This is a genomic window from Paracoccus sp. FO-3 (assembly GCF_006386455.1).
GTDB classification, from domain to species: Bacteria; Pseudomonadota; Alphaproteobacteria; order Rhodobacterales; family Rhodobacteraceae; genus Paracoccus; species Paracoccus versutus.
In genome coordinates this window covers 26,602-38,977 of record NZ_VCBQ01000002.1, presented here as the reverse complement: position 1 = coordinate 38,977, position 12,376 = coordinate 26,602, and the positions used below count along the sequence as shown (strand labels likewise).

Annotated in this window: 16 protein-coding genes; 7 read left to right on the top strand and 9 right to left on the bottom strand. The window is 69.1% G+C overall.

The genetic code is table 11. The features are described from left to right. Window positions 1-6 precede the first annotated feature (6 nt). Together FE811_RS00795 and FE811_RS00790 are read right to left on the bottom strand one after the other, a co-directional pair. A complete protein-coding gene (locus FE811_RS00795; RefSeq protein ID WP_036753635.1) occupies window positions 7-558 on the bottom strand; it encodes an SRPBCC family protein in 552 nt (183 codons plus the stop codon). Between the two features lie 3 nt (window positions 559-561). Beyond that, window positions 562-1,083, bottom strand: coding sequence for a DUF3280 domain-containing protein (locus FE811_RS00790; RefSeq protein ID WP_114536092.1), 522 nt, complete (start codon window positions 1,081-1,083; stop codon window positions 562-564). Between the two features lie 191 nt (window positions 1,084-1,274). Here FE811_RS00790 and FE811_RS00785 point away from each other — a divergent pair, with 191 nt between their 5' ends. The 7 genes from FE811_RS00785 (at window position 1,275) to mobA (ending at window position 6,774) form a co-directional block, all read left to right on the top strand. Beyond that, entirely contained in the window at window positions 1,275-2,423 is a 1,149-nt protein-coding gene (locus tag FE811_RS00785) for an ABC transporter substrate-binding protein (RefSeq protein WP_244295382.1), read from the top strand. 8 nt (window positions 2,424-2,431) lie between these two features. After that, window positions 2,432-3,403 carry a YVTN family beta-propeller repeat protein gene (locus FE811_RS00780; RefSeq protein ID WP_116223249.1) on the top strand — a complete coding sequence of 324 codons (972 nt, stop codon included), beginning with the start codon at window positions 2,432-2,434 and terminating at the stop codon, window positions 3,401-3,403. 209 nt (window positions 3,404-3,612) lie between these two features. Then, a complete protein-coding gene (locus FE811_RS00775) occupies window positions 3,613-4,005 on the top strand; it encodes a hypothetical protein (protein ID WP_052095847.1) in 393 nt (130 codons plus the stop codon). Between the two features lie 42 nt (window positions 4,006-4,047). Next, complete coding sequence (locus FE811_RS00770; protein WP_036753804.1) at window positions 4,048-4,767, top strand: ABC transporter ATP-binding protein; 720 nt, start codon at window positions 4,048-4,050, stop codon at window positions 4,765-4,767. Beyond that, window positions 4,764-5,582 carry an ABC transporter permease gene (locus tag FE811_RS00765; RefSeq protein ID WP_116223250.1) on the top strand — a complete coding sequence of 273 codons (819 nt, stop codon included), beginning with the start codon at window positions 4,764-4,766 and terminating at the stop codon, window positions 5,580-5,582. The genes FE811_RS00770 and FE811_RS00765 overlap by 4 nt, the downstream gene beginning before the upstream one ends. Continuing rightward, entirely contained in the window at window positions 5,579-6,175 is a 597-nt protein-coding gene (locus FE811_RS00760; protein WP_116223251.1) for a hypothetical protein, read from the top strand. The genes FE811_RS00765 and FE811_RS00760 overlap by 4 nt, the downstream gene beginning before the upstream one ends. Continuing rightward, entirely contained in the window at window positions 6,172-6,774 is a 603-nt protein-coding gene (mobA, locus tag FE811_RS00755; protein ID WP_116223252.1) for a molybdenum cofactor guanylyltransferase MobA, read from the top strand. The genes FE811_RS00760 and mobA overlap by 4 nt, the downstream gene beginning before the upstream one ends. A gap of 159 nt (window positions 6,775-6,933) precedes the next feature. Here mobA and FE811_RS00750 read toward each other — a convergent pair whose 3' ends face one another. From FE811_RS00750 to FE811_RS00720, 7 genes are read right to left on the bottom strand one after another with little or no spacing between them, the layout of a single operon-like run. Next, entirely contained in the window at window positions 6,934-7,665 is a 732-nt protein-coding gene (locus FE811_RS00750; protein ID WP_116223253.1) for an ABC transporter permease, read from the bottom strand. Further along, window positions 7,662-8,453, bottom strand: a complete 792-nt coding sequence (locus FE811_RS00745; protein ID WP_116223254.1) for an ABC transporter ATP-binding protein — start codon at window positions 8,451-8,453, stop codon at window positions 7,662-7,664. The genes FE811_RS00750 and FE811_RS00745 overlap by 4 nt, the downstream gene beginning before the upstream one ends. Then, window positions 8,450-9,124 carry a thiaminase II gene (gene tenA, locus FE811_RS00740; protein ID WP_036753605.1) on the bottom strand — a complete coding sequence of 225 codons (675 nt, stop codon included), beginning with the start codon at window positions 9,122-9,124 and terminating at the stop codon, window positions 8,450-8,452. Before tenA ends, FE811_RS00745 begins: the two co-directional genes overlap by 4 nt. Beyond that, entirely contained in the window at window positions 9,121-10,062 is a 942-nt protein-coding gene (locus FE811_RS00735) for an ABC transporter substrate-binding protein (RefSeq protein ID WP_116223255.1), read from the bottom strand. The genes tenA and FE811_RS00735 overlap by 4 nt, the downstream gene beginning before the upstream one ends. After that, on the bottom strand, window positions 10,059-11,021 hold the full coding sequence (locus tag FE811_RS00730; protein ID WP_181180796.1) for a HesA/MoeB/ThiF family protein: 963 nt from the start codon (window positions 11,019-11,021) through the stop codon (window positions 10,059-10,061). The genes FE811_RS00735 and FE811_RS00730 overlap by 4 nt, the downstream gene beginning before the upstream one ends. Next, on the bottom strand, window positions 11,018-11,614 hold the full coding sequence (locus FE811_RS00725) for a thiamine phosphate synthase (protein WP_114536084.1): 597 nt from the start codon (window positions 11,612-11,614) through the stop codon (window positions 11,018-11,020). Before FE811_RS00725 ends, FE811_RS00730 begins: the two co-directional genes overlap by 4 nt. Beyond that, entirely contained in the window at window positions 11,611-12,375 is a 765-nt protein-coding gene (locus FE811_RS00720; RefSeq protein WP_116223257.1) for a thiazole synthase, read from the bottom strand. The genes FE811_RS00725 and FE811_RS00720 overlap by 4 nt, the downstream gene beginning before the upstream one ends. Window position 12,376 lies beyond the last annotated feature (1 nt).

The following is a 12,376-nucleotide window of genomic DNA, read 5'->3' as shown; positions in this document are numbered from 1 at the left end:
ACCCCGCTACTCGGCCTTGCCGAACCGTTCCGCCAGCGCATCGAGCCCGGCGCGGTAGACGCCGGTCACGGCCTGGATCGCCGCCTCGTCGTTCAGTTCCGGCGGCGGCTCGTTGTTGGGATAGCCGCGATAGAAGCCGCCCTTCCAGTTGACCAGCGCCTTGCCGCCCTCGTCCCGGACGCAAAGCGTCGCGGCATAGTTCGTCACCGGCAGCACCGTCACCTCGACCTCGGTGATGCGATAGGCATAGCAGCGCTTTTCGGGCTGCCATTTCGAAAGAACCTCGGTGATGGTCGGATCCCCCGCGTCGGCTTTCAGGTGCAGAACGCGGGTGGACGTCTCGGGCTGGTCGGCCGAGCCGTCGCCGGTCAGCTCCAGGCTGGCGATGGCCGGGTGCCAGCTCATGTCGTCGAACCGGCCGATCGCGGCCCAGACCTCGTCCGGGGTGGCATCCAGCTTTTGCTGCATCTCCAGCTTCAGCCGCGGCGGGCCATGCGCCTCGGCCGCGGGGGCCAGGGCCAGGGCCGCACCGATCGACAGGGCCAGCAGTCGGATCATCCGTCATTCCTCCCGAAAGATGATGTTTTTCAACAGGTAGAGATAGCCGCGGCGGAAGCTTTCGTCGGTATTGCCGCGAATGTCGACCACGCCGGCGCGCACCGTGTCGCCGCTGGCGGCGTCGCGGACGTAAAGGTTCAGCGACAGGATCAGGTTCGAGACCTTCTGCACCTCGCCCGAGATCGCGTAATGCGCCCCCAGCTCGCGCGCGATGCGGCTGTCGCTGCCATTCGATTGCGTGAGGTTCTTGATCCCGGCCACCTGCTCGGCCGGCGGCTCCAGCAGGGTGAAGCCGCGGTTGCGCAGATCCTCGGCGATGACCGCCTCGGCCATCTCGATGCGGCGGGTCTCGTCCGCCCGCACGCCGTTTATCGCGCCTTCGGTCGAGGTGTCGATGAAATGCAGGCCGAACCAGGCGGCGCTGTCGGGCGGCGGCGGCGATCCGCGTGCCGGCTGGTCCGCCCCGGCGCCGGATCCGGCCAGGACGGCGGCGCAGGCAATCAGGATGAGCCGCGGGAATCCCATGCGCAAAACCATGCCCTCGGCCCCCGTGTGCGTCCATAGGACGAAAGTCCCTAAGACTTAGGTATCAGGGGATTTCACCCGGCTGGAACCGGGGCATCTGCCGGGTTGGCGCAGGCGGATTGACCCGGCATGATGCAGGGGGGAGGACGGCCATGAAAGGCAGAATCATCATACTTTTGGCTGGTTTGTCCATGGCAAATCCAGCCCTTGCGCAAGATGTCGCAGCCTCGCAGACCGTGCGCGCCGCCGTGCTGCGGGTGGACGTGCCCAGCCTGCCGCCCATCTCGCGGCTGGACGCGCCGCCCGAGGATCTGGGCTTTGCCGGCGCGCGGCTGGCGATCGAGGACAACGACACCACCGGCCGCTTCATGAACCAGGATTTCGAGGCGCTGGAGATCGCCGCCACGCCCGAATCCGCCCCGGCCGAGATGGACAAGCTGCTGGCCCAGGGCATCCCCTTCATCGTCACGCTGGCCGATGATGCGCAGACGCTGGCCCTGGCCGACCAGGCCGGCGACCGGGCGCTGGTGCTGAATGCGCGGGCGCGCGGCGACGGCCTGCGCGGCAAGGACTGCCGCTTCAACGTGATCCATGCCGCGCCCAGCCACGCCATGCTGGCCGATGCGCTGGCGCAATTCCTGATGTGGAAGCAATGGCCGAACTGGTTCCTGATCGCCGGCAGCCATCCCGAGGACGTGGCGCTTGCCGACGCCTATCGCCGCGCCGCGACCAAGTTCGGCGCCAAGATCGTCGAGGCCCGCACCTATGAGGATACCGGCGGCAGCCGGCGCAGCGACAGCGGCCATGTGCAGGTCCAGCAGCAGATGCCGGTCTTTACCCAGCGCGCGCCGGCCCATGACGTGCTGATCGCGGCGGACGAGAACGGCGTCTTTGCCGACTGGCTGCCCTATGCGACCTGGGATCCGCGCCCGGTCGCCGGCTCGGCCGGGCTGGTGCCGCGCAGCTGGGCGCCTTCGCTCGAGGCCTGGGGGGCGACGCAGTTCCAGAACCGTTTCGAAAAGCTCGCCGGCCGCCCGATCCGCGAGGAGGATTACCAGACCTGGATCGCGCTGCGCATGATCGGCGAGGCGGCGACGCGCACGCAAAGCACCGACCCCGTCGCGCTGAAAGAGTTCATGCTGTCCGAGAATTTCGAGGTCGCGGGCTTCAAGGGGCAAAAGCTGACCCTGCGCGACTGGGACCACCAGCTGCGCCAGCCGATCCTGCTGGCCACCGATTCCGTCACCGCCTCGGTCAGCCCGCAGGACCAGTATCTGCACCAAAGCTCGGCGCTGGACACGCTGGGCTTCGACCGTCCCGAAACCGAATGCAAGTTCTGAGGCCAAAGATGAAAGCTGCAACCGCCATCCTGACCTCGGCCCTGTGCCTGGGTTTCGCCCTGCCCGCCGCCGCCAACCGGGTCTTCGTCAGCAACGAAAAGGGCAATGACGTCACCGTGCTGGACAGCGAGACGCTGGAGGTGATCGGCACCTATCCGGTCGGCGCCCGCCCGCGCGGCATCACCATCAGCCCCGACGGCAAGGAGCTTTACGTCTGCGCCTCGGACGACGACCTGGTGCGGGTCTTCAACCCCGAGACGATGGAGGAAATGCATACGCTGCCTTCCGGGCCGGACCCTGAGCTGTTCGTGCTGCATCCCTCGGGCAACCCGCTTTACATCGCAAACGAGGACGACAACCTCGTGACCGTGGTCGATACCCAGACCCACAAGGTTCTGGCCGAGATCCCGGTCGGCGTCGAGCCCGAGGGCATGGGCGTCAGCCCCGACGGCAAGGTGGTCATCAACACCTCGGAAACCACCAACATGGCGCATTTCATCGACAGCGAAAGCTTCGAGATCTTCGCCAACGTGCTGGTGGATTCGCGCCCGCGCTTTGCCCAGTTCAACGATGCCGGGACCAAGCTTTACGTCAGCTCGGAAATCGGCGGCACGGTCAGCGTGATCGACCCGGCGACCCAGGCGATCACCAAGAAGATCAGCTTCCAGATCCCCGGCGTCCTGCCGGAGGCGATCCAGCCGGTCGGCGTGCGCGTGACCGGCGACGGCAGCAAGGTCTTTGTCGCGCTGGGCCCCGCCAACCGCGTCGCCGTGATCGACGGCGAGACGGACGAGGTCCAGGACTACCTGCTGGTCGGCCAGCGGGTCTGGCAGATGGCCTTTACCCCGGACGAGAAATACCTGTTCACCACCAACGGCAATTCCAACGATGTCTCGGTGATCGACGTGGCGACGCTGAAGGTCGTCAAATCCGTGCCCGTGGGCCAGCAGCCCTGGGGCGTGGTCGTCGCGCCCAACTGATGAGAGTTCAAGAGGGAGGAAGAACCATGACCCGTTTGCTGACCGTCCTGCTGATCATGGCCGGGCTGGCCTTGCCCGCCACGGCGCAGGAGGCCGCGCCCGAAGCCAGCCCCGAGGCCGGCGCCGCCACCGATGGCGCCCCCGCCGCCGAACAGGACGACGATGATGACGACGACGACGATGCCGCAGAGGCAGGCGGCGCCGAGGGCGTGCATGAGGCCGGCTCCAAGTTCGACTTCGGCTTCTCGGGGATCATGGCGCGCGACAACCGCACCGACCTGGCGCCGCTGACGCTGGCCTCGGGCAAGCCGGTGGCGACGGCGGAATACAAGCTGAAGTCGGGCGGCTTCTATCGCCTCGACATCAATGCGGACGGCAGCCAGGAACTGGCGCTGTCGGGCGGCGACTTCTTCCGCGCGATCTGGGTGAACGAGATCGTCATCAACGACATCGAGATCCGGCCGATGGGCGTGCATTCGCTGGAGTTCGACGATGCCGGCACCGCGACGATCAGCTTCATCGCCATCGTGCCGGGCCGCTATACGCTGTCGATCCCCGGCTCGCAGGGCGAAACCCAGCAGGCGGTGTTCAACATCCAGTAAGCCAGGCGGGCGGGGGCCGTGCGCGCCCCGCCCCTTTGCCAGATGCCGCAGGACGCGCTTTCCATCCAGCATGTCAGCCACAGCTTCGGCCGCTTTCAGGCGCTGAAGGACGTGTCGCTGACCGTGCCGCGCGGCGGCTTCACCGCGCTTCTGGGCGTGAACGGCGCCGGCAAGACCACGCTGTTCTCGCTGATTACCCGGCTTTACGACAACCGCTCGGGCCGGATCGAGGTGGCGGGGCACGACCTGCGCCGCCAGCCCGGCGCGGCGCTGGCGCGGCTGGGGGTGGTGTTCCAGTCCCGCGCGCTGGATGCCGACCTGACCGTGGCGCAGAACCTGGAATACCACGCCGCGCTGCACGGCATTCCCCGGCGCGAGGCGCGGGCGCGCAGCCTCGAGGTGCTGGCGCAGGTCGAGCTGTCGGACCGGCTGCATGCCAGGGTCTCGGCCCTGTCCGGCGGCCAGCAGCGCCGGGCCGAGATCGCCCGCGCCCTGATCCACCGCCCCGAGATCCTGTTGCTGGACGAACCGACCGTCGGCCTCGACGTGAAATCCCGCGCCGAGGTGGTGGCGCTGACCCGCGCGCTGGTGCGGGGCGGGGTTTCGGCGCTTTGGGCCACGCATATCCTGGACGAGATCCGCCCCGAGGACGGGCTGGTCATCCTGCACCGGGGCGAGGTGCTGGCCTGCGGCAATGCCGGCGCCATCGGCGGCGACGACCTGACCGCCACCTTCCTGCGCCTGACGGGGGAGGCGGCATGAGCCATCGCCTGACCCCGCGCATGTGGCTGACCGCATTCCTGGGCATCGCCCGGCGCGAGACCCTGCGCTTCGTCAACCAGCGCGGCCGCTTCCTGGCGGCGCTGGTGCGGCCGCTGGTCTGGCTGTTCATCTTTGCCGCCGGGTTCCGCGCCGTTCTGGGCCTGTCGATCACGCCGCCCTACCAGACCTATGTGCTTTACGAAGTCTATGTGACCCCCGGCCTTTGCGCGATGATCCAGCTGTTCAACGGCATGCAAAGTTCGCTCTCGATGGTGCATGACCGCGAGACGGGGGCGATGCGCACCCTGCTGGTCAGCCCGTTCCCGCGCTGGTTCCTGCTGGCGGCCAAGCTGGTCGCGGGGGTGATCGTGTCGATCATCCAGGTCTATGCCTTCCTGGCCATCGCCTGGTTCTGGGACGTGCAGCCGCCCGCCATCGGCTATCTGGCGGTGCTGCCGGCGCTGTTCCTGGCGGGGCTGATGCTGGGGGCGATGGGGCTGTTCCTGTCATCGGCTATCCGCCAGCTGGAAAACTTTGCCGGGGTGATGAATTTCGTCATCTTCCCGATGTTCTTCGCCTCCAGCGCGCTTTACCCGCTGTGGCGGATGAACGAAAGCTCGCCGCTGCTGCATGACATCTGCGCGGCCAATCCCTTCACCCATGCGGTTGAGTTGATCCGCTTTGCCCTTTACGCGCGCTTCGATCTTCTGTCCTTCTTGGTGGTGTCGGGTTGCCTGATCCTGTTCTTTGCAGGGGCCGTGATCATGTATGATCCGGCCAAGGGGCTCTGGGCCCGGCGAAAGGGGGGAGCATGAGATACCTGGTTCTGGCGCTTTGCCTTGTCGCGGGCGCAGGCGCGGCGCAGGCGGAAAGCGGCACCGATCCCGACTGGCCCTGCGTGCAGCGCAAGCAGCCGCACCTGTCGCTGGGCCAGATGTGGTCCGGGCCCGAGCCGGACGAGGCCGTGCGCGACCTGGCCCGCACGCCCGAGATCGCCGCCCTGGCCGACCGGCTGGAGCAGCGCCGCCTGCCGCTGCCCGAGGCCGAGGCCGAGATCGCCGCATTCGCCGAGGGCGCCGACGACCGGCAGCTGACCGCGCTGATGGTGGCGATCTTTGACCGGATCGAGCCGCATCGCACCGCGCTGATCGCCGGCATCGCGCGCTATGGCCACAAGCAGGTCGATCTGGCACAAAGGATCGACGCCCACCGCGCCAGGATGGAAGAGTTGCAAAAGGCCGAACAACCCGATTTCGACGCGATCGACGCCGAGGAGGAACGGCTCGACTGGGACATGCGCATCTTCCAGGACCGCCAGCACGCGCTGACCTATGTCTGCGAGACGCCGGTGATCCTCGAACAGCGGGTCTTTGCGCTGGCCCGCGCCATCGCCGCGGGGCTGGAATGAGCGCGCTGCCCGCCGCCATCCTGGCCGGGGGCCTGTCCACGCGCATGGGCGGGGGCAACAAGGCCTTGCGGATGCTGGCGGGCGAGACGCTGCTGTCGCGGGTGATCGCGCGGCTTTCGCCGCAATGCGGGCGGCTGGCGATCAATGCCAATGGCGAGCCCGAGCAGTTCGCGGAATACGGGCTGCCGGTGATCGCCGACGGCATCGGCGGCTTCGCCGGGCCGCTGGCCGGGGTTCTGGCCGGCATGGAATGGGCGGCGGCCGAGGGGGCCGACAGCGTCGTCAGCGTCAGCGTCGATACGCCCTTCCTGCCCGAGGATCTGGTGCATCGGCTGCGCGAGGCGGCCGGCCGCTCGGGCGTGGCCATCGCCGCCAGTCCGGACGACAGCGGGCAGCTGCGCGACCATCCGACCTGCGCGCTCTGGCCGGTGTCGCTGCGCGGCGAGTTGCACGAGGCGCTGGAATCCGGGCTGCACCGGATCGGCCAGTTCGCGGCTGCGCATGATCCGGGACGGGCGGTGTTCGACAGCCGCCCGCTGGACCCGTTCCTGAACCTGAACACGCCCGAGGATCTGGCCCGCGCCGCGCGCCTGGTCTAGCAGGCTGCTGAAAAAGGATTTTGAGAGGGCGACGCAGCGGAAATCGTTCTGGATCCAGCTAATATCGGCCCGAAAATGGGGTATTTTCGGCAAATTTGAAGCGGATTTCCCGGTTCCCCGCCCACGCTGTCCTGTCGCAAGGACTTTTTCAGCAACCTGCTAGACGCCGTAGCGGCGCAGCAGCCGGTGCAGCGCGATGGCGACGAGCCGGGCGAAGATCACCGTCATCACCGACAGCACCAGCAGGGCGGCAAAGACCAGGGCGGTCTTCATCCGGCCGTTGGCATGGATCATCAGCGCGCCAAGGCCGCGGGCCCCGCCCACCCATTCGCCGATCACCGCGCCGATGGGCGCATAGACCGCCGCCAGCCGCAGCCCGGTGGCGAGGCTCGGCAGCGCGGCGGGGATGCGCAGGTGGCGCATGATGCGGGTGCGGCCGGCGCCCATCACCTGCGCCAGGTCCAGCGCCGCCTGCGGCGTGCGCATCAGCCCGTCCAGGAAGGCGCTGGCGACCGGGAAGAACACGATCAGCACGGTCATGGCGATCTTGGGCGCCATGCCGAAGCCCAGCCACAAGGTCAGGATCGGCGCCAGGGCAAAGACCGGGATGGTCTGGCTGAAGGTCAGGATCGGCCGCAGCACGCCGGTCAGTTTCTGCGAAAACCCCATCGCCACCGCCAGCGCCGCGCCCAGGGCCGAGCCGAGGGTGAAGCCCAGCACCACCTCGGCCAGGGTGAAGCCGGCATGGCGGGCGATCTCGGCCTGGTTGATCCACAGCGCGTCGGCCACGGCCAAGGGCGAGGGCAGCAGGAAGGGCGGCATGCCGGCGAGCCAGATGACCCCCTGCCAGAGGGCCAGGATGGTGACGACCAGGGCCGCGACGGTTCTCATGCCATCATCCCCCGCATCAGCTCGGCCTGCAGGGCCAGCACCTCGGGCGCGTCATAGGGGCGGGCGGCGCCTTTCGGGCGCGTGTCGGGCCGGGGCCATTCGGTCAGCCCCGTTTCCCGCAACAGCAGGATGCGGTCGCCCAGCCGTGCCGCCTCGGCCGGGTCATGCGTGACCAGAAGCACCGTGCGGTCGTCGAGCAGGCGCGCTGCCAGATCCTGCATCTGCGCCCGCGTGCGCGCGTCGAGCGCCGAGAAGGGCTCGTCGAGCAGCACCAGCGGCCGGTCCTCGAAAAGCGTGCGGGCCAGGGCGGTGCGCTGGCGCTGGCCGCCGGACAGGTTGGCGGGCAGGTGATGGGCGCGGTCTGCCAGGCCCACGGCCTCGATCAGATGGGCCGCGCGGGCTGCGGGGGCGGCCGGGGGCTTTGCCCCCCGCCGGAGCGGCCCCTCGATGGGGCCGCTCCGGCGTCCCCCAGGATATTTGGACACGAAAGAAGCCCCCAGGCTGCCGCGCAACCGGGCGCCCAGGGTGACATTGCCGGTCACGTCGAGCCAGGGGATCAGGCCGGGATCCTGCGCCATCAGGGCGACCGGGCAGTTGCGCACCACCTCGCCCTCGAAGCGCGCGCCGGTTTCCAGCCCGGCGATCAGGCGCAGGATGGTCGATTTGCCGACGCCCGAGGGGCCGAGCAGGCAGGTCCAGCCACCGAGTTCCAGCACCAGCTCCACCGGCGCGAACAGCGGCGCCTCGCCGACCCAGGCGCGGCCGCGGACCGAGGCCGCGGCGGTCATGCGCGGCCAAGCTCCCAGAAGGCGACCTCGAGCCGGGTGGCGGTGGCAAAGCGCTGCGACAGCGCCGTCCAGCGCGGGCTTTCCTGGGGCGCCGCGCCCAGTCGCTTGCGGATGGCGCTGTCCAGCAATTCGCCGGCCGAGATGCAGGCGGCCTGATATTCGGCGCCGGCATAGGTGTCGATCCATTCGCGATAGGGGGTGTCGGGCGCCGCCTCGGCCTGGAGCCGCAGCCCGATTTCGCCATAGCCCAGCACGCAGGGCATCAGCGCCGCCAGCAGGTCGAGGAAATCGCCCGAATAGCCCGCCTCGAGCACATAGCGGGTATAGGCGATGTTGGTCACCGCCTCTTGCGCATTGGCCAGCACCTCGGGGCCCATGCCGGCGCGGGCGCAGGTCTGGACATGCAGGCCCATTTCGTGATCGAGCAGGGTGTGAACCGTGGCCGAACAGGCCCGCATCTCGTCGAGGTCGCCGGCCTTGACCACCGCCAGCGCCCAGGCGCGCGAGAAGTTCTTCAGGAACAGGTAGTCCTGCACCAGGTAGGTCAGGAAGCAGGATTGCGGCAGCGTGCCGTCGCGCAGCCCCTCGACGAAGGCGTGGCGGGTATAGGCGTCCCATTCCGGCTGCGCGTCGGCGCGCCAGGCGGCGAAGGCGTCTCCGTAGCGGTTCATTCTGCCGCCCCCACGTCCAGCGCCAAGTCCGAGACCGGCAGCACGCCGTCCACCAGCCCGGCCTCGTAGAGGAAGGCCTCGAACCGCGCATAGCGGCCCTGGTCCAGCGCCGCCGGCGATTGCGAGAAGCGCGGCAGCGTGTCCTTCCACGCCTCGGCGTTCAGCTCGTCGCGAAGGTCGGGGGCGGTGGCCGAGAACAGCTCCCAGGCCTCGTCGGGGTGGTTGATCATGTATTGCGCGCCGCGCTCGACCGCGTGCAGCAGACGGCGGGTGCGGTCCAGGTCCAGGTTGGCCGGGTTGGCGACGAAGATCAGCTCGTCATAGGTCGGCACGCCCTGTTCCTCGACGAAGAAGCATTTGCCCTCGGCGCCTTCCAGCCGCATCTGCGTCAGCTCGAAATTGCGATAGGCGCCGATGGTGGCATCGACCTGGCCGGCGATCAGCGCCGGCGAAAGCGACCAGTTCACGTTCACCATCTCGATGTCGTCCATGGTCAGCCCGGCGGTCCCGAGGATCTGGCCGACCAGCGCCTCCTCGACGCCCGAGACGGAATAGCCGATCTTCTTGCCCTTGAGGTCGGCGATCTCTTGCACCGGGCCGTCGGCCTTGACCATCAGGCAGTTCAAGGGCGTGGCGACCAGGGTGCCCACGCGCTTCAGCGGCAGGCCCTCATGCACTTGCAGGTGCAGTTGCGGCTGGTAGCTGATGGCGTAATCGGCCTTGCCGGCGGCGACCAGCTTGGGCGGGTCCGAGGGATCGGCGGGGGCGACGACCTCGACCTCCAGCCCTTCCTCGGCGAAGAAGCCCTTTTCCTGGGCGACGATGATCGGGCCGTGGTCGGGGTTCACGAACCAGTCCAGGATCAGCGTGACCTTGTCCTGGGCCAGCGCCGGCTGGGCCAGGATCGCGAGGGCGGCGGCAAGGGTGAAATGTTTCATCGGTCGTCGTCTCCAAGGGCCAGAAGGGTGATCTCGCCGCTCCAGCGGCGGGCAAGGGCGTCGGCGGCGCGCCAGGAGCGCAGGCCGGAACGGCAGGCCAGCACCACGCGGCCGCCGGGGTCGGGCAGGGGGCCGGTCGCGCCGTAATCGGGCAGGCGCAGCGCGTCCGGGGTGGCCTTGCGCGGGGCCTCGTCCTCGGGGCGCAGGTCGATGACCAGGTCGGCCGGGCGGATTTCCTCGCGGGCGATGAAGCGCGGGCCAGTCGCCTCGGGCGCGGCGTCGAAGCGGAACTGGGTGAAGCGGCCATTGTCGAAGCGGATAAACTCGCCCAGGGGCGAGGGGGCCAGGCCCAGAAGCAGCCGCAGCGCCATCTGCGCCTGGATGCAGCCGAGCATGCCCACCACCGGGCCCAGCACGCCGGCGGTGGCGCAGGTCTGGCCGCTGTCGGGCGGGTCGGGGAACAGCGCGCGCAGGCTGGGCGCGCCCCGGCAGAAGCCGCCGACATAGCCCGCAAGCCCCAGCGCCGAGGCCGAGATCAGCGGCTTGCCCGCCGCCAGGCAGGCGTCGGACAGCGTGTAGCTAGCGGCATAGCTGTCGGCGCAGTCCAGCACCACATCCGCCGCCGCGACCAGCGCGGGGGCGTTCAGCGGGGTCAGGCGCTCCTCCAGCGTCTCGACCCGGACCGAGGGGTTCAGCCCGGCCAGGGCCTGCGCCGCGGCGCGGACCTTGGGCTGGCCCAGATCCGCCATGCGGTAAAGCGGCTGGCGGTGCAGGTTCGATTCCTCGACCGTGTCGGGGTCGATCAGGGTGATGCGGCCGATGCCGCTGCCTGCCAGGTATTGCAGCACCGGCACGCCAAGCGCGCCCGCGCCGACCACCAGCGCATGGGCGGCACCGATGCGGTCCTGCCCCTGGGCGCCGACCTCGGGCAGGACCATCTGGCGGGCATAGCGGTTCATGCCGTCACCCGCAGCCATTCGCGGATGCGGCCCTCGGGGTCGGGGTTCAGCGTAATGTCGGTCACGGCCGAGGCCACGTCGGCGCCAGCGGCGAAAGCCTCGAGCGCGCGGTCCGGGGTCACGCCGCCGATGGCGACCAGGGGCGTCGCGCCGACCAGCCGGCGCCATTCGCGGACCCGGTCCAGCCCCTGCTGTTCCCATTTCATCTTCTTCAGGATCGTCGGCCAGACCGGACCCAGCGCGACGTAATCGGGCCTGAGCGCCAGCGCCCGGTCCAGCTCGGCATGGTCGTGGGTCGAAAGGCCCAGCCGCAGCCCCGCCTTGCGGATCGCGGGAATGTCGGCCGTGTCCAGATCCTCTTGCCCCAGGTGGATGAAGTCGCAGCCCAGGTCGATGGCGGCCTGCCAGTGGTCGTTGACGACCAGCGTGGCGCCATGTTCGCGGCAAAGCTCCTGGCACAGCGCCAGTTCGCCCAGCAGCCGGGCGGGCGGCTGGTCCTTGATGCGGATCTGCACCAGCTTCACGCCCAAGGGCAGGGCGCGGCGCAGCCAGTCGCTGTTGTCGAAGATCGGATAGAAGCGCGGCAGTTTCATCCCAGCACCGCCATTCCGAAGAGCGGGGTCGAGGGCGCGGCCATGTCCCGCGCCTCGATCGCGCCGGCGGCATGGGCCAGCTGGCCCGCCTCGATCGCCAGCGCCATGGCGCTGGCCATGGCCACCGGATCGCCGGCCTTGGCGACGGCGGTGTTCAGCAGCACGGCGTCATAGCCCAGCTCCATCGCCTGGGCGGCGTGGCTGGGCAGGCCGATGCCGGCATCGACCACCAGCGGCACGTCCGGGAAATGCGCCCGCAGGCTGCGCAAGCCGTAAGGGTTGTTCAGCCCCCGGCCCGAGCCGATGGGCGCGCCCCAGGGCATCAGCACCTGGCAGCCCGCGTCCAGCAGCCGGCCGCAGACCGACAGATCCTCTGTGCAATAGGGAAAGACCTGGAAGCCGTCGTCGGACAGGATGCGCGCCGCCTCGACCAGGGCGATCACGTCGGGGCAGAGCGTGTCGTCGTCGCGGATCACCTCCAGCTTGATCCAGGGCGTCTCGAACAGTTCGCGCGCCATCTGCGCGGTCGTCACCGCCTCGCGCACCGAATGGCAGCCGGCGGTATTGGGCAGGACCGGGATGCCCAGATCCTTGATGAGGTTGTGGAAATCCTGGCCGGCGCCGCCTTCGCGCCGCAGGCTGACGGTGGCGATGCCGGCGCGGGATGCGCGGAACGCCTGCGCCATGATCGCGGGCGAGGGGTATTGCGCCGTCCCCAGCATCAGCGGGCTTTCGACCGCGGTTCCGTAAAAGTCCGGCATC

What these genes read in the sequence shown, in the direction of transcription:
- FE811_RS00795 (WP_036753635.1), bottom strand. Translation starts at nt 558, where the DNA reads ATGATCCGACTGCTGGCCCTGTCGATCGGTGCGGCCCTGGCCCTGGCC.
- mobA (WP_116223252.1), top strand. Translation starts at nt 6,172, where the DNA reads ATGAGCGCGCTGCCCGCCGCCATCCTGGCCGGGGGCCTGTCCACGCGC.
- FE811_RS00770 (WP_036753804.1), top strand. Translation starts at nt 4,048, where the DNA reads ATGCCGCAGGACGCGCTTTCCATCCAGCATGTCAGCCACAGCTTCGGC.
- tenA (WP_036753605.1), bottom strand. Translation starts at nt 9,124, where the DNA reads ATGAACCGCTACGGAGACGCCTTCGCCGCCTGGCGCGCCGACGCGCAG.
- FE811_RS00730 (WP_181180796.1), bottom strand. Translation starts at nt 11,021, where the DNA reads ATGAACCGCTATGCCCGCCAGATGGTCCTGCCCGAGGTCGGCGCCCAG.
- FE811_RS00765 (WP_116223250.1), top strand. Translation starts at nt 4,764, where the DNA reads ATGAGCCATCGCCTGACCCCGCGCATGTGGCTGACCGCATTCCTGGGC.
- FE811_RS00745 (WP_116223254.1), bottom strand. Translation starts at nt 8,453, where the DNA reads ATGACCGCCGCGGCCTCGGTCCGCGGCCGCGCCTGGGTCGGCGAGGCG.
- FE811_RS00725 (WP_114536084.1), bottom strand. Translation starts at nt 11,614, where the DNA reads ATGAAACTGCCGCGCTTCTATCCGATCTTCGACAACAGCGACTGGCTG.
- FE811_RS00735 (WP_116223255.1), bottom strand. Translation starts at nt 10,062, where the DNA reads ATGAAACATTTCACCCTTGCCGCCGCCCTCGCGATCCTGGCCCAGCCG.
- FE811_RS00785 (WP_244295382.1), top strand. Translation starts at nt 1,275, where the DNA reads ATGGCAAATCCAGCCCTTGCGCAAGATGTCGCAGCCTCGCAGACCGTG.
- FE811_RS00760 (WP_116223251.1), top strand. Translation starts at nt 5,579, where the DNA reads ATGAGATACCTGGTTCTGGCGCTTTGCCTTGTCGCGGGCGCAGGCGCG.
- FE811_RS00790 (WP_114536092.1), bottom strand. Translation starts at nt 1,083, where the DNA reads ATGGGATTCCCGCGGCTCATCCTGATTGCCTGCGCCGCCGTCCTGGCC.
- FE811_RS00720 (WP_116223257.1), bottom strand. Translation starts at nt 12,375, where the DNA reads ATGCCGGACTTTTACGGAACCGCGGTCGAAAGCCCGCTGATGCTGGGG.
- FE811_RS00780 (WP_116223249.1), top strand. Translation starts at nt 2,432, where the DNA reads ATGAAAGCTGCAACCGCCATCCTGACCTCGGCCCTGTGCCTGGGTTTC.
- FE811_RS00750 (WP_116223253.1), bottom strand. Translation starts at nt 7,665, where the DNA reads ATGAGAACCGTCGCGGCCCTGGTCGTCACCATCCTGGCCCTCTGGCAG.